Source organism: Pseudoalteromonas sp. APC 3355 (assembly GCF_030407615.1).
Lineage (GTDB): Bacteria > Pseudomonadota > Gammaproteobacteria > Enterobacterales > Alteromonadaceae > Pseudoalteromonas > Pseudoalteromonas distincta.
Window position 1 is genome coordinate 66,720 of sequence record NZ_JASDDB010000009.1, and the last position, 16,618, is coordinate 83,337.

General features: G+C 35.5%; 15 protein-coding genes. 1 reads left to right on the plus strand and 14 read right to left on the minus strand.

Annotation, left to right across the window (positions count from 1 at the left end):
- Positions 1-439: 439 nt before the first annotated feature.
- Positions 440-922 carry a transcription/translation regulatory transformer protein RfaH gene (gene rfaH / locus QMA08_RS12915; RefSeq protein WP_290174657.1) on the minus strand — a complete coding sequence of 161 codons (483 nt, stop codon included), beginning with the start codon at positions 920-922 and terminating at the stop codon, positions 440-442.
- Positions 923-1,541: 619 nt separating this feature from the next.
- On the opposite strand from rfaH, the gene QMA08_RS12920 reads away from it, so the two are divergent.
- Complete coding sequence (locus QMA08_RS12920; RefSeq protein ID WP_290174658.1) at positions 1,542-2,915, plus strand: MBL fold metallo-hydrolase; 1,374 nt, start codon at positions 1,542-1,544, stop codon at positions 2,913-2,915.
- Positions 2,916-3,069: 154 nt separating this feature from the next.
- Here QMA08_RS12920 and QMA08_RS12925 read toward each other — a convergent pair whose 3' ends face one another.
- From QMA08_RS12925 to neuB, 13 genes are all read right to left on the minus strand, one after another.
- Positions 3,070-5,004 (minus strand): nucleoside-diphosphate sugar epimerase/dehydratase, encoded by a 1,935-nt coding sequence (locus tag QMA08_RS12925; RefSeq protein ID WP_290174660.1) that lies wholly within the window; start codon positions 5,002-5,004, stop codon positions 3,070-3,072.
- A gap of 170 nt (positions 5,005-5,174) precedes the next feature.
- Positions 5,175-6,353, minus strand: a complete 1,179-nt coding sequence (locus QMA08_RS12930; RefSeq protein ID WP_290174661.1) for a DegT/DnrJ/EryC1/StrS aminotransferase family protein — start codon at positions 6,351-6,353, stop codon at positions 5,175-5,177.
- A 25-nt stretch (positions 6,354-6,378) separates the two neighbouring features.
- Complete coding sequence (locus tag QMA08_RS12935; protein ID WP_290174662.1) at positions 6,379-7,020, minus strand: acetyltransferase; 642 nt, start codon at positions 7,018-7,020, stop codon at positions 6,379-6,381.
- Positions 7,013-7,612 carry a sugar transferase gene (locus tag QMA08_RS12940; RefSeq protein ID WP_290174663.1) on the minus strand — a complete coding sequence of 200 codons (600 nt, stop codon included), beginning with the start codon at positions 7,610-7,612 and terminating at the stop codon, positions 7,013-7,015. Before QMA08_RS12940 ends, QMA08_RS12935 begins: the two co-directional genes overlap by 8 nt.
- Positions 7,605-8,831, minus strand: coding sequence for a glycosyltransferase family 4 protein (locus QMA08_RS12945; protein WP_290174664.1), 1,227 nt, complete (start codon positions 8,829-8,831; stop codon positions 7,605-7,607). The genes QMA08_RS12940 and QMA08_RS12945 overlap by 8 nt, the downstream gene beginning before the upstream one ends.
- 25 nt (positions 8,832-8,856) lie before the next feature.
- Positions 8,857-9,696, minus strand: coding sequence for a hypothetical protein (locus QMA08_RS12950; RefSeq protein ID WP_182694781.1), 840 nt, complete (start codon positions 9,694-9,696; stop codon positions 8,857-8,859).
- A gap of 1 nt (position 9,697) precedes the next feature.
- The gene (locus QMA08_RS12955; RefSeq protein ID WP_182694782.1) at positions 9,698-10,738 is read right to left on the minus strand and encodes a hypothetical protein; all 1,041 of its coding nucleotides are present in this window, start codon (positions 10,736-10,738) and stop codon (positions 9,698-9,700) included.
- A 16-nt stretch (positions 10,739-10,754) separates the two neighbouring features.
- Complete coding sequence (locus tag QMA08_RS12960) at positions 10,755-11,738, minus strand: glycosyltransferase family 52 (protein WP_290174665.1); 984 nt, start codon at positions 11,736-11,738, stop codon at positions 10,755-10,757.
- A 28-nt stretch (positions 11,739-11,766) separates the two neighbouring features.
- Positions 11,767-13,038, minus strand: coding sequence for an oligosaccharide flippase family protein (locus QMA08_RS12965; protein ID WP_290174667.1), 1,272 nt, complete (start codon positions 13,036-13,038; stop codon positions 11,767-11,769).
- Between the two features lie 102 nt (positions 13,039-13,140).
- Positions 13,141-13,845, minus strand: coding sequence for an acylneuraminate cytidylyltransferase family protein (locus tag QMA08_RS12970; RefSeq protein ID WP_290174669.1), 705 nt, complete (start codon positions 13,843-13,845; stop codon positions 13,141-13,143).
- Entirely contained in the window at positions 13,838-14,899 is a 1,062-nt protein-coding gene (locus tag QMA08_RS12975; protein ID WP_290174670.1) for a nucleotidyltransferase family protein, read from the minus strand. The genes QMA08_RS12970 and QMA08_RS12975 overlap by 8 nt, the downstream gene beginning before the upstream one ends.
- Positions 14,889-15,548, minus strand: coding sequence for a NeuD/PglB/VioB family sugar acetyltransferase (locus QMA08_RS12980; RefSeq protein WP_290174671.1), 660 nt, complete (start codon positions 15,546-15,548; stop codon positions 14,889-14,891). Before QMA08_RS12980 ends, QMA08_RS12975 begins: the two co-directional genes overlap by 11 nt.
- The gene (neuB, locus tag QMA08_RS12985) at positions 15,538-16,611 is read right to left on the minus strand and encodes an N-acetylneuraminate synthase (protein WP_290174672.1); all 1,074 of its coding nucleotides are present in this window, start codon (positions 16,609-16,611) and stop codon (positions 15,538-15,540) included. Before neuB ends, QMA08_RS12980 begins: the two co-directional genes overlap by 11 nt.
- Between the last annotated feature and the right edge of the window lie 7 nt (positions 16,612-16,618).

A 16,618-nucleotide genomic window follows, 5' to 3' on the forward strand; every position in this document is an offset into this window, starting at 1 on the left:
CTAAAACGCAGTGTGCTCTTAACCTCTTTGTGAATAACCCTTATTACGAGCTTTGCTCGTCACGCCAGCAAGCTGTGCGTCTACAAGTGACCTTAACCACGGTGCTAAACTTTGCCGTTGGGCTTTCACGTTAAAAGCATTGTACGCTCTTAACTTCTTTATGAATAAATCACTTAAAATATGATTGCACAAAGAGAAGCGAATGAGGAGTAAATGAGAAGCCATTTAAACAAGTGCTTTATGGCTGTTTACTTCTCTAAAACGCAGTGTGCTCTTAACCTCTTTGTGAATAACCCTTATTACGAGCTTTGCTCGTCACGCCAGCAAGCTGTGACCTTAACCACGGTGTTTTAAGTGCTTTAGGCACGCTTCCGCCCTTAGGTTACAGTTCCTATGTACTGATATATAGCTATTTTTTACGGTGTTACGCTTTTAGTTATTATTGCTTAATATCTTTATTATCTACACTTACTTCAATTTTTTGATTGAGTAAGTTAATTAGTAAAATACTGCGCAGGTCGCCGTCTGGCTCTTTGTATATTGCTTGTATATTACTAAATGAATCGTTATTCACACTGACTACATCACCTGCTTTTGGTATTAGTGATTCTGTAGTAACTGAACGCTCATTTTTTAGCTGATTAATTATATGTGTAGAAACTAATTGATACTGTGCTCCATAGGATACAAAGCCACCAATTCCACGTGTATTTTTTACAGCAGAAAAATTACCGTTTTTTGACTCAAGGCATACAAATAAATAATTAGGGAATAAAGCAGTTTGTTTGACAGTACGCCGACCTTTAACCAACCTTTCGGTAGTTAATTTGGGGTAAAACGCTTCAATCCCTTGATTTTGCAAGTTAGTTTTGGCTCTCTCTTCTTGCTTAGGTTTGCATACGACTAAATACCAACTTTCCATAATAGTCCTTAACACATAACTAAGTTGCAAAAAACACAACACTAAACTAAATAACGGCGGCATTATAACCACCATAGAGTGCCTATGTAAATAAGCCTTAGTGGTTAATAGCCACTCACATTAGTAAACAATGTTATTGAATTTAAGAGAAATAAAGGCTTTAACGCTGGTTTAGCGCTTATAAAGCAATGTTTAGAGCAAGCTAAACAAAAGTTTAGGGAAAGGTAATAAATTTATTAAAAACCTGAATTTATATGATTAAAAAATTAATATTTAAGTAAGAACGCAAAGTGATAAAAGTAATAAAAGCGCGAAGTAAATTCGCACCTACAGGTAGATGCATGTTTGTAGGTGAGGTTTTATACCTCGCTTTTTAAAAAAGTTAAAACATGAGAGCGAAGTAAATTCGCACCTACAGGTTGATGTATGTTTGTAGGTGAGGTTTTATACCTCGCTTTTTGGGAGTTAAAACATGAGCGCGAAATAAATTCGTACCTACAGGCTGGTTTATATTTGCAGGTGAGGTTATTAATTTAGCTCAAGCGCTATAACCTTGAATATTTATGGCTTTGCTTCTACCTTAAAATTCAATGTAACAACTTGATAACAAGGAAGCGCAATGCAAATACTTCACCACGGAGCGGTTAATGGAGTTACTGGTTCGTGTCACGAACTGGTAATTAACGAGCAAACAAGTGTGCTTGTTGATTGCGGGTTATTTCAAGGTGAAGACTCTAAAGCAGATCTTTCAATTGAATTTGATATTACCCATGTTACTGCGCTTATTGTTACCCATTGCCATATTGACCATGTTGGTCGAATTCCTTACTTATTAGCAGCCGGTTTTAAAGGCCCTATTTTTACAAGTATTGCATCGGCCAGTTTATTACCTTTGGTAATTGAAGATGCTTTAAAAGTGGGTGTAACTCGCGACCCTAAAATTATAGCTGCCTGCTTAAGCTTATTAAATAAACGCATAGTTGCTGTTGATTATAAAACGTGGTTTGAACTGCCTTGCAAAGGGCCTGATAAAGCTAAGGCGAGGTTTCAGCGTGCGGGGCATATATTAGGTTCTGCCTACGTTGAAATTGACGTTACAAATAATGATAACATCAAACATTGCGTTGTATTTTCAGGAGACTTAGGCGCGCCGTATACCCCGCTACTCCCTTCGCCTAAAGCGCCTTATAAAGCCGACACCCTAGTTATTGAATCAACCTACGGTGATAAAAATCATCAAGCCCGTAAAGAGCGTACAAAAACGCTAAAAAACATTATTGAACGCGCCGTAGCCGACAATGGTGTTGTTTTAGTTCCTGCTTTTAGTATTGGCCGCACACAAGAGCTGCTATATGAGCTTGAGCAACTCATACATGGCTCATCTAAAAAGTCTAAGTGGCGAGACATTCACGTAATACTCGACTCCCCTATGGCAGCCAATTTTACTGAGCAATACAAAAACTTTAAACACTTGTGGGATAACGAAGCTAAACGCAAAGTTGCAAACGGTAGGCATCCGCTCGATTTTAAAAACCTAACTACGGTTGATTCACACAAAGAGCACTTGGCTGTTATTAACTATTTAAGTTCGCGGCAAACACCAGCCATAATATTAGCGGCAAGCGGTATGTGCACAGGGGGCCGAATAGTTAATTATCTTGAGCGATTTTTAAGTGACAAAACCACCGATGTATTGTTTGTAGGTTACCAAGGAAACAAAACGCTCGGTCGCGAAATTCAAAAATATGGCCCTCGTAATGGCTATGTTTTTATAAATAATGCTCGCATTAATATAAACGCCAAAGTACATACAATTAGTGGCTATAGCGCCCATGCCGATCAAAACGGATTAATTAAGTTTGTAACAGGTATGCATAAAAAGCCAAGCCATATAAAAATTGTGCATGGTGATGATGATGCAAAAAACGCGTTAGCAGCAAAGTACAAGGAAGTGTTAAGTAGTGAAGTTAAAATAGAGATTGGTAAATTGTAGGCGAGAAGCTCGCTCACGCAATTTGATAAATACTTAAAAGCGGTGGTTTTAGTGCGCCAGCAAATAAGACGCCTACATGGTCACATACACCGAGGGGTAATCCACGTAGGCATGTCATTCCCTACAAAGATCAAACTATTGCAATCTATTCGCTTTAGGAGCCACTTACGTTTGGTAAAACTGTAACATTCGTTTGATTATTAAATTTTTGTTTCCAGTTTAAGTCACAAATACCGTCCGTTGGTGAAAAAGCAGTAGGTGCGGTTAAAAGTAATCTACGTATTTCTTGATGATCGGTTTCGTCACAGGCTAACTTAAGCTTATCTAAAAATGGAGACAGTTCGCTCCATGGCATTTTAATTTCTTGTGCACTTAGGATTCTTGGATGGTCGGTGCCAATAACGTTGTCTCCTATCAGGAGCTCTTCAAAAAGCTTTTCACCTGGGCGTAAACCTGTGCATTGTATTTCTATATCGCCGTTTGGTCGTTTTGCGTGTTTAACTTCAAGCCCTGACAAGTGAACCATTTTAATAGCTAAATCTTTAATTTTAACAGGCTCTCCCATATCAAGTACAAACACGTCACTTCCCACACCCATTGCACCGGCTTGAATAACTAGCTGAGCTGCTTCTGGAATTGTCATAAAGTAACGGGTTATGTCTTGGTGGGTTAGTGTTATTGGACCACCCGCTTTAATTTGCTTTCTAAACAGGGGGACAACAGATCCTGACGATCCTAAAACATTACCAAATCGAACCATGGTAAAGCGTGTTGTGTCTTGGATTTCAGATAGCCCTTGCAGTACTAATTCAGCCATGCGCTTAGTAGTACCCATTATATTTGTTGGGCGTACAGCTTTATCTGTTGATATAAGAACGAAAGTTTCTACCTTTGTATATATGGCCGCAGTTGCTAAGTTATAGGTGCCGTAAACATTATTACGTACGCCTTCTACAACATTGTGTTCAACTAAGGGTACATGCTTATACGCTGCGGCATGGTAAACAGTTTGAACACTAAAAGTAGAAAATGTTGACTCAACTAATTTTTTATTTTGAATAGAGCCCAGTATTGGCAGTATTTCAATATTTAAGTCATTTTTTGCACAAAACTCTGATAACTCTTTTTCAATTGCGTAAAGCGCGAACTCAGAAAGCTCAAATAGCACTAATTTAGCCGGACTATTTTTTACTATTTGCCTACAAAGCTCTGAACCTATAGAACCGCCAGCACCTGTAACCATTACAACTTTATTGGCTATATTTGCCGACATTAAATCTTGACGAGGTTGCACTGAGTCACGGCCTAGCAGGTCATCAATTTCGACATCTTTTACTTCGTCAAGATTAGTTGTTCCTGCAACAATGTCTGCCATACCAGGTATAGTCATAACTTGTAATTTAAATTTTTCTATTGCGTTAAGTACTTCTTTTCGACGACTACGAGATGTACTTGGTAGTGCCAATAATATTTTATTTGCACACTTTTGCTTTGCAATTTCAGCAATTTGCGACGGTGCATGCACACAAATACCTTGAATTAACGATAAATGCTTTTTAGGGTCGTCGTCTATAAATGCGACTGGTGAGTATTCAGGGCCATTTGCTAAGGCAGTTGCTAATTGGCGGCCAGCAGAACCTGCTCCATAAATAATTACGCCTTCTTTGCGACGCATAGTTATTTGGCCAACTACAGCTCGCACGGTTAGCCTTGCACCACCAACAAATAAAATACAAAAGCTGGCATAAATAAAAGGAACGGTGCGTGGTACTGGCGCACTAAGAAAAAAAGATAAAATAGTTAAATAAACGGTCGAAAGTACTACACCGGCAATAATGGCCCACATAGCTTGAGTGTTCATATAGCGTAACACAGCCCTGTAGAGCCCAAGCTTTACAAAGCTTAATAAGCTAAGCGGCAATAATGCTGATAATAAAATCCAAGTATGTGTATTTTTTAAAACGGCGGTGCTGTCTAGCCTTAATAAAAAAGCCAGCCAAAAAGCTACAATTATAAATACGCTATCGATGAGGAGAGAAATAATTCTTTTTTGAGGACGAGGTAAATTAACTAAAAATTTTAAAGACACAATACATTTCCCTGAAGCTAGCAGTAAGACTACTATTCTATTGATTACAATTTTACTACAAGATGAACAACTATTGCACTTAATAAATAAAGACTATATGTAAATATTTATATAGTCTTTATGTATTTGGTTGTTTTTTGTTAGTAAACGTTATCGTTAGGTATATGTTTTTATTTTAAAGAAGCTAAAACAAGCACTTCGTTGATTATTTGAGCTGCTTTACCTATTTCACTTTCAGTCAAAGTTGGATGGACCAAAAACATAATTGACGTTTCTCCTAGTAGTACTGCATTAGGTAAACGTTTTTTAGGTCTCCAAGGGGTATCATCAAATGCTTTTTCAAGATAAACCTCTGAACAACTACCTTGGAAACACGGTACACCACGTTCCGCAATTTCGTTTACTATACGGTCGCGATCCCAATCATTAGCCAAACACTCTGGTTTTATAAACATATAGTGCTTATATTGAGCATGTTCGATATGTTCTGGTACATTAACTAATCTTATACACTCAAAATTCTCTGCAGCACTATCGAGCAATGTACTATATGCTTGGCGTTTTGCGGTCCAATCAGCCATACGCTTTAGCTGAATACGACCTATAGTAGCTTGCATTTCGGTCATACGCCAATTAGTGCCAAAGCTCTCATGTAGCCATCTAAAACCGGGTGGATGCTCTCTATTATAAATAGCATCAAAGCTTTTCCCGTGGTCTTTATAGCTCCACATGCTTGACCATAACTCTTTTGAGTTAGTCGTTACCATGCCGCCCTCACCGCCTGTGGTCATTATTTTATCTTGGCAGAAACTCCATGCACCTATGTGACCAATGCTTCCAACAGAACGACCTTTATATTTAGCACCATGCGCTTGTGCACAGTCTTCAATTACATAAAAACCATGTTCTTTGCTGAGCGCCATTATTTCATCCATTTCCGCTGGCATACCTGCTAAATGAACAACAATAACTGCTTTAGTTTTTGGTGTAAGTACTGCTTTTATAGATTCGGCGGAAATAGCTTGGCTATTCAGATCGACATCTGCAAATACAGGTGCTGCTCCTGATGTAACAATACTTGAAGCAGATGCTAAAAAGGTGCGTGGTGTAGTTATTACTTCATCACCAGCGCCGATGTTTAATGCTTTGAGTGCAAGATCAAGTGCTAATGTGCCATTACCTAACGCTATTGCGTATTTGCTGTCAGCCCAGCTTGCAAATTCTTTTTCAAATTCACGGCCTTCAGTACCCGTCCAATAATTTACTTTATTAGATAAAATAACGCGGCTAACTGCATCGGCTTCTTCTTGTGTAAAGCTAGGCCATGGGGAAAATGGGGTATTTAACATGAAATTCCTATAAGATTTAAAAGGCTTAACTATTTTCTGAAACTTTAATGCAGGGAGAGCCATAAGCAATTACACCTGATGGTATATCTTTAACAACCAAACTACCTGCACCAATTAATGTATTATCGCCAATATTAATAAGTTGTTTTACTTTACTTCCAATACCTAGCCAACTACTTCGCCCGACGTAAACTCCGCCAGCTAACGAAGTACCAGGACAAATATGGGTAAAGTCACCTATTTTACAATCATGCTCAATTATAGCTGAGGTATTAATTATACAGCCACGGCCTATTACTGCGAAAGCGTTAATAACAGCGTTGGCAGCTATAACAGACCCAGAATCTATTTGAGCATATTTACTTATAATTGCACTTGGGTGTATTAGGATTGGAAGTGTGTAGCCATTTTTGGCTAACGTTTTTATTTTTTCTTCTCGAGTATTATTGTGACCTATAGCAACAGCAACATTCATGTTGTTACTAGGTACATTCAGCAAATCTGAAAATGTACCTACAACAGACCAATGCTCTATATTTTTTTTATTAGGATAGGCATCATCATAAAAGCTAACACTAAAGCCTAGCTGCTCCGCAATATCAGCTATTATTTTACCGTGGCCGCTAGCCCCTAAAATAGCCAGCGTTTTTAAAGCTGGCTTAGTCATTATTAGAACCTTTAAAAGGCTCAATAGTTACGTGCCCATCAGCACTGATGCCCTCTCTTACAAAAACTTTTTTTACTGTTAACAGTAATATTTTCATATCGAGTAAAAAGCTTTGATTTTCTACATACCATACATCGAGCTTAAACTTTTCATCCCAGCCAATTGCATTACGCCCGTTAACTTGTGCCCAACCTGTTATACCAGGTCTTACATTGTGGCGTTTAGCTTGTTCTGAGTTATACAGCGGTAAATATTGTACTAATAGTGGCCGAGGCCCAACTAAGCTCATGTCGCCTTTAATAACATTAAACAAGCCAGGTAGCTCGTCTAAACTGGTTGAGCGTAAAAAAGCACCAAATTTAGTCATTCTTTCGTTATCCGGAAGCAAGTTACCGTGCTTATCTTTGGCATCGAGCATGCTTCTAAACTTCATCATTTTAAACACTTTACCGTTTAAGCCAGGGCGGTCTTGCGTAAACAAAATAGGTGAGCCCAATTTGCTCCTGATTAACACAGCAACCAGTAATATAACTGGAAGTAAAATCAAAAATACAATTATTGAAACCGTTAAGTCAAAAAAATACTTAATCATTAATAGCATCCTGTAGCGTTTTTTCGACTCTTGTAGCCATCATGTCTCTAGAAAAATGTTCATAAGCTAGTGTTTTACAGCTATTCACGGCTGCTTCGTAATCAGATTTACTGTCAAGAAAGTCACTAATAAGCATACTAGATGCCTTGTAATCATCCGCATCTAAAACTAAGCCACATTTGTGTTCTTTAATGAAGTCTTTTTGCCAACCACCGTAATTAATTGCGATGGGCGTTTTTGAAGCTAGTGCATCAAACAGCTTATTTGCAGAATTATGCCACATCTCTTTTACTGGACCGAATAATGACAAAGATAAGTCTGCGGCAGATAATAAACGAACTATTTCTGTTTTTGGTACTGGGTCAAGAAAGTATAGGTTTTTATTGTAAACACCTAGCGCTCTTGCTTCGCTTATTATCTTCTCTTTTTCCATCCCGTCACCAATTGCAACAAAACATAAATTTGGATTAGAGTTCTGCGCAGCTTTTGCCAAGCCCACAATATAGCTCACATTATTAATTAGACCGAATGTACCCGTATATACAATAAGTTTTCTACCATTAACAAAACCTAACTTAGATTTTAAATAATCGATGCCAACATCTTCACTAACATCAAACAAACTCGTATCACAACTATTTGTAGCAAGGGTTACTTTACCAGGTGAAATTCCATGCTTTATTATTCCATCACACATGCCTGGTGAAAGACCAATCAATCTAGTTGAATTTTTATAGGTATATTTTTCTAACCATGTTGCAAATTTTATTATTAATTTATTTTTTATCACGCCAGCAGCCACAGGCAATTCTGGCCAAAGATCACGCACCTCAAATACTAGAGGCCTTTTTTTGCACTTAGAGTAAATCACACCGGGTATTGCAATAGTTAAGGGTGTACTTGTAGCAAAAACCACATCGGCTTTGATAGAAAAAGATTTAACTGTTGAGCTTACTGAAAATCTAATAAATTTTAAAATTCGCTTAAAAAAACTATCTTTATTTGAATATGCTAGATGTAGAACGTGTAGTTTTATACCTTCAATATCTATAAGGTTCCAACCATGGTTTAGATTATAGTTTTCTGAAAAATAAGCCGAGCTAGTAATAAATGTAACATCATGACCACTTTTAACTAGTCGCTTGGCCATTTCATAAGATCGCGTTCCAGCATTTGACTCAGGCGTAGCAAAGTATTGATGTAGATATAATATTTTCAAAAAAACCTCAATTTATAATTTCATTTTAACGTTCAAAAGGTATATTAAAATATTTTAAACCTTTTTCTATTTGTATTGTATTTTTATTATCACCCACATTAATACTTTCAAGGCTGTCTGCATTGAAATAAAATACAGGAACAAAATGAATGCTTTCTTCAGATACTAACCTTGATGCAACTCCTTGCTCTAAACAGCATAACTTGTACCAGATATCGTCGGCTGTAGGGCAATAAGTCAGAAAAGCTTCTTGATCAAAAAAATGTTCATTTAATATTTTGATCGGATAGCAAACACCTGAAACACCTGTGGGTAATATCCAATCTGACAGGTTATTCGACAATGGCCATTTTGAATAATCTAGTATTTTATTATCTGAATCAAACGATATAGTCTTGCCTCGGTAACATAAAACCTCATCATTCCTCTCTTTAATATTATTTGAGAAGCCAGATAAGAAGTTTTTAGGGTAGAAAATATCATCGTCAACTGTTACTACAAAATTATAATCCTCGTAATCTTCAATCATATTGATACAAGATAGTTTTTTATATGAGCGAATATTTTTTTCTACAACTTTTATCTCAAGTCCACGCGCTTCTAAACGAATTAAGCTCCTTGGCATTCCCTTAGTTGGGATGTCCTCTTCGCATAAAAAAAGAACAACTTTAGAAGCAGGCTCATCTTGATTAAATAAACTTTCGATGGTTAAATAAACTCGATTTATTCTTTTATTATATGTAGTAAGAGACACTAAGAATTTGGAGTTGTTATCAGGCTGTCTTCTAACTACATTCGATAAACGATTAACTAAAAAATAATATATATTTTTAGTTAATGACAATATTAATTTTTTTATTCTCAAGCTAATACCTCTTTGCGTGATAAATTTTTAATAAAAGATAAATATAAATAAAATCAAAATATGTGAAAAATAAAACAGAATCTGTAGACGCCCTCAGCAGAAGGCCAAAAAATATGCATTTAAGTTCCAAAGGGGCGCGCATAATTAAGGCTATAATTAAATATATAATCGACATGACGCCTAAATTAGCATACAAGGAAATTAATGAGTTATGTGGTGCGTACTCACCTATAGCTAACGTTCCACAGTATTCACCATCAAATGCATTCACCCCAAAAGAAAACCTAAATAAATCAATATTATCTATATAACAATCAAGTACTAAAGCTCTAGGATCTACAGCTCTAGCCCCTTCAAACCGCTGGACAATAGTTTCAATTAAAAAATAAATTTCATCAAAAAAACTAACTAAAAAAACTAACATAACTGAGATAATAAATAAAAATTCTTTAGTCTTGCTTTTGCTTTCCGATAAAAAAATGTAACTTAATAAAATAAATAATGTTGAAATTATGCCGCTTCGTCCTAGTGTTACACTACTAATTATAAAGCTAACTGAAAAAATAATAATTTTTACATTCCGGCTTAATGGAGATGCGTAACAAAAAATAGAAACAACAATCATCCAAATTGAAATAAAATTCCTACTATTCCCAAAGAAAACATCTTCGTTTAAATCAGAAAAGCTCAATATATGAAAAGAAAAATATGATGCTACTAAAATAAAAACCAACCCGCACCAAAATTTAGATGGAGGATTTTGATAAATAAATATTCCTACAACACAAGAGATAAAAAAGAAGTATAGGGGTTGGTAAAAAAGATAATTCCAAAACGAGCTCGTGATTAAAATAGAGACTGAAAAAAACACAATAAAAACAAAATATTCAAATCGCCAGCGAATTAGAAAAACATAAACAATACAAATCACTGAAGCTGCAATTAAAAAGTATTTATTTCCTGACAAAGCGAAAGCAAAAAGTAATAAAATATAAAGGCTGCTTGAAAACAATGAAATAATTTTTAATAGTTGTTGGATCATATAGTTATCAACACCACTACCTAGAAGCTTTATTGTCTTTTGAAAGATCACTTAAAGTGAAACTACCCAAAAGCTTTGATAAAAGCTTTGGCTCACATACACCTTCAACGATAATTTCATTTGCCGATATACCGTATATAGCAGTGGAGTTAACCGTTATTGCTTTTTCAAAATGAAAATCAAAGAAGGATAAAAACTGAGAAGGAAAATGCGATGGTAGCTGAAAAAAGCTCAATCCTTCGAAGTCATATTTCGTCGTTTCTCTTGGATGAGGTTTAATAATTATATTTTTTACTTTATATTTTTCTAATAATTTTTTATACATATTTATCTTCTCAAGTTCTGACATAAAGCCCTCTTCAGAGAAGGGTTGTGTAAAAATTATAGAAGTGGAAAATCGATAATCAGAAAGAATAGCTTCATCAACTTTAAAGATAGAAAAGATTATTTCCTTTTCTATTTCTGAAAGTTGTTTCCACTTAGACTTCAAATCTATATATTCATATTTATTTTTTAATGCCTCGGGGATATTTTTATCATTAGTTAGTAATACTTTTTTGGTAAAAACCTCCCGCCCATGAAAGATCTCAAAGCGAATCGGGAATAATAGTTTATGCAGTCGAGTCGCCTTACCTGGATGCTCGAAATATGTTCTTTCACCATCTTCAATAACAGTCGCATGCTTATCCATTACGTTTGAAAAAAAATGATGATCTTGCCCGAAAAAAAGCATCCCTTTAAATTTATTTCTCAATATAGGTTGAGTAATATAATAATACTTAAAATACTTTATAATCTTTGCAATATTACTATCCACTTTTTTGGGAGTATTTATTACAATTTTAGTATTTATGCTTAAATTTATAATTTTATCTAGCTCATCGCCAATAACATAAATAGTATCATTAAGTTTAGCTGGATATTGAAGAATGTATAAGAGTAACCCATGGACATTATTGACTACACAAACATTAGATTTTTCTTTATATTTTTTTTTCATAAAAACTCTTATTAAAAGATAATAACTACTATTTACTTTCAGTGCTATAAAAATACAGCCAAGGCATTTTTACTGCTTTAAATGCATATACCCATGTAAGGAAAAACTGTATCCCTTTAGAAACAGAAAATGCGATAGCAGCTCCTAATATTCCATGCATTTTAACAAGCATGAACATTAATAATACATTTATTAATCCACAAGTAATTGTTACAAAAGATAATTTAGCTGTTTGTTTTGAGTAAAACATATAATTAGTTACCATGAGGTACATCCCTCCAAAAACTTGCCCCAATAATAGCCAACCGATAATATAGGAAGCATCTGCAAACTGCTTCCCTGCAACAAACGTAACTACTAAAGGACCAATAAAAAAGCCAGCTAATGCAACAAAAATAAGCAAAGCAAAGTAACTATATGTGTTCTTTACAATACTTAACTTTATCGTGTCATCCTCTTTAGCCAGATTTTTAAAAAGCCAAGGTACATAAGATTTGTTTATTGCGTCAAAAACGATTGTTAAAGCACTACTTAATTGAAATGCTAGTAAATATATTCCTGCAGCTGCTAGCCCTAAATTATCATTGATTACATAACGATCTGCACTTGATAACAAGAAAGCACCAAACACATGCGGTACTAAGGGAACTCCGAAGCTTAAAGCTTCAATAATATTTTTTTTGTTCGGCAGACTAAATCTTAATAGTTTATTTTTAACCAAAAAGTATAGGGCTACAATCGAAATAATTATACTTGTGGTAACTAAGGCATCAATTCTTCCACTTGCACCCATAGAATACAGTACAACAAAAGCTAAAGAGGCACATAAATTAAGTAAGCTATTACCAACTTGTAAAGCTCCGTATCTTTTTGCTTCACCTCTGATTTGCCATTGATTTAACCGTAGCTGAATAATGAAAGAGCCTGTAGATACTACTATTGCAAAATAAATCCAGTCACTAGAAATTGATAAAATAGATGCTAGTTCCTCATCAAATATCAAAGTTAGAAGTACAATAAACAAAGTTGAAAAAAAGAGAACCCAGAGACAGGATGTATTGTAGGCTCTTAGCTCACTTTCGCTGACACCTTTATCATAAAATTTACGGCCTGCTGCTCCAACTGTATTTAAACCTATTATACCCGCTAAGCCTGCTATTAATAATTGAAACATTGCAATTTGACCATACTCTTCAACCGATAAATAACGAGTTAATATAGGTAGTAACAAAAATGGTATGGCAGCATTAATTATATTCGCGATAAAATATATTGAGGTCTTTCGGAAGAATGTACTCATTAATATTATTTACCATTAAAAAAGAGCTGATATACGGCTTTAAAGGTTTTCATGACGATCCTTTTTGCTATTAAGTAATTCAAATTTATAAAATTTTGATGATTACTTGGCGTTCATCAAGAATGCTTCAGCTACCCTAAAATCAAAATTATCATCAATATCGATTGAGTGGGACTTATCCATAGCATAAGCAAATGAACGAGGAAGGGATAAATAACTAATTCCTTCTTTAACATGCTTTACATTAAAGAGGTAAATCGCTCCATTAAGTCGGTAGTACTTAGGTAAATCCTGACTTCGTTGCTTTAAAACTGAGTCGGGAATAAAGTTAGATAAGCTAAAATCTGAAGGGAGTGTGTTAGACCACAACGGGGAGTGCTCACACTCAGTAACAGAGACGACAGCATCAGCTGATTTACTCTGAAACATTTCAATTGCACCATCAATATCATCTGTTGTTCTTAATGGCGAAGTGGGTTGAAGCAAAAGTACAAAATCAAATACCTGTCCACTTCTCTCATAATTATCTATTGCGTCAAGCACTACATCCATACTAGTTGCTGTATCATTAGATAATATATCTGACCTTAAGTAAGGTACTTGCGCTCCACAACTTTTAGCCGTTTCTGCAATTTCAGAGCAATCAGTGGAGACAAATGTAGAATCTATATACTTAGAATCTAAGCTAGCCTCTATAGTCCATTGAATTAATGGTTTTCCTGCGATTGGTAATATATTTTTTCGAGGTAATCTTTTACTTCCACCTCTAGCTGGGATGATAGCTAAGATCTTTTTTTGATCAATCATTATTAATACCCAAAGTGTAGATATCAACTTGAGCTTTTTTAAAGTCATCATGGCGGCCAACATCTAGCCAATATTCATGTATCGGAAACTTTAAAGTTTTTAAGCCTTCTTTTTGCTTTATCTCAAACAAGCTTGGCATATCTAAATGCTGATTCTTTGGAAGTGAATTAATAATATTATGCGAAATCACATAAATGCCTGCATTAACAAAGTAACGATATGTCGGTTTCTCTACCATGGCTGTAATTTCATGACCTTCACCTTCAATAACACCAAAAGGAATTTTTATCTCATAGTCACGTACGCACATAGTTGCGTCACTATTTTTCTTTGTGTGAAAATCAAGTACTTTTGAAAAGTCGACATTAGTCAAAATATCCCCATTTATCATAATTAGAGGCTCTTTAGGTAACGTAGCTGGTAATAAAGAAAGCGCACCTCCTGTCCCTAAAGGAGTTTCTTCATATATGTACTCAATTTCAATGCCAAATTGGCTACCATCACCAAAGTAGTTAACAATAACTTCAGGTAAATAATGTGTGGAAATATAGAACTTGTAAAAGCCATGACTCTTAAAATTATTAATTAATGTCTCAAGCATTGGTTTATCACCAACTTTGAGCATGGGCTTGGGGCAGTTATCTGTTAATGGCCTTAAACGAGTACCAAAGCCTCCTGCCATAATAAAAACAGGGTTTTCACGTTTTTCAATTACAAGAGTATCGTATAATGTTTTTAGTCCGACGAGCTGCCCCTCATCATTTACTATAGGTAGTGATAATATCTTGCGCGACTGCATTAGAGCTTTTAAATCATGACTACTTAATGAAACGTTAGCGCTGACTGGATTAGTATTCATTATTTCGCTTACTGGTGCAGAAAGCTCTATGCCTTGTAATATCCCCCTACGAACATCACCATCAGTTACCATGCCAATTAATTTATTGTTATCAACGACCAAAGCGACCCTTAAGGCCTCTTTATCAATAACTCTCAAAGCTTCTTTAATTGAAACTGAAGGTTCAATCACTACTTTTTGCCAGTTAATTGTCATCTGTTATACCTAATCCTTTAATTACTGAACGCGCACCATACACAATGGAGTTTGATGGGATTGATTTAGTTATATTAGCCCCGACTCCAACTATAGTGCTGTGACCTATAGTGATATTATTAATGACACTAACACCCGTAGCTACATGCACATTTTTTTCAATTATAACCTGACCACTTAAAGTAGTGCCGGGAGCTAAATGGCAATTTTCACCAATATTACAATCGTGGTCTATAGAAACAGAAGTGTTTATTAAGCTATTTTCACCAATCCGGCTCCCAATATTAACCACACTATTGTTCATTATTTGTACACCGCTTTCTAAAATAGAATAATCGGATACTAAAGCTGAATCGGCTATGACTGTTACAAACTCATAACCTAGTTTTCGAAAACGATTATAAACAGTTTCTCTAAATGACTTGTAAGGCATTGAGCCAATACCGTTAACTAATAATATATCTTTTGGACTAAAGTTAAGGATGTCGTCATCATTGAAAAAACGTTCTATATTTTCGAAAATTATATGCTCTGCAGTTATCTGTGGAGCAACTACACCAACGATCTTCTTTTTTTGCCTGATAAGAATTTCAGCTAATGCTGCAGCATGGCCTCCGCCACCAATAATTAAAAGAGGTTTATTTTTCATCGAGTAATTGACCAACTAAATAATCTTTAGTAGCTGGAGTACCTAATAGTTTCCAAAAATTAATTGGGGCAATACCATCCCCAGGCCTTTTTACTGAAATAAGCTGTTCAGTTAAAATCTCACCTTGTTTAATTGCTTGTGCTGCAACTAAGCTTTTACGAGCGACTACTTTATTTTTTACTTCAGAAGGGCGTGGGCCCTTAATTCCATCACCTAATATTTTTTCCACGATGCGAATGCCATCAACCATTTCTTTTAATTCGATAGGATCAAGAGATGCTTTGTGATCTGGGCCCGGTAATGCTTTATCAACAGTGAAGTGCTTTTCAATTAAAGTAGCTCCTTTGGCGACTGCCGCAATAGGTACCACTACACCTGCACTATGATCTGAGTACCCTACTTTTAACTTAAATGCATCTTTCATTGTGTCCATAGCATTTAAATTTATATCATTGAATGGAGCTGGGTATTCAGTTGTGCAATGTAAAAGCGTTACTTTGTCTTTTAATAATTGCTTGCCTTGTTCTGAAAAGTAAGCTGTTTGTAAGGCTTCATCTGTTGGGTTACCTTTGGGGTTTATATAACCAAAAGCAATTACTGATAATACCTGCTCTATTTCAGAAAGCGACGCCATACCTGTTGATACAATTAGATCACAGCCTGTTCTTGCGTGCTCAAGTACCAATGGCGCATTTGTTATCTCACCAGATGGTAACTTTAAACGTGTTATTCCTAAATCATCAACTAAAAACGATAGGCTCTCTGAATCAAATGCTGTAGATAAAAACTCTATGCCTAAATCATTACAATATTTAACTAACTTATGATGTGTTTCGTAGCTTAATTCTAATCGCTTTAGCATTGAGTACTGAGACTCTTTTTGACCACTATTCGTGATCTGATACTCAGCCTGTTGTGCATCTTCAGTAACCAAATTTTTAGCTTTAAATGTCTGAAATTTAACTATATCAGCTCCAGCTTGATGCGCTGCATCAACAAGAGAAAATGCTAAATCGTCACTGCCATTATGATTAACACCCGCTTCAGCAATAATTAATGTCATAGGATTT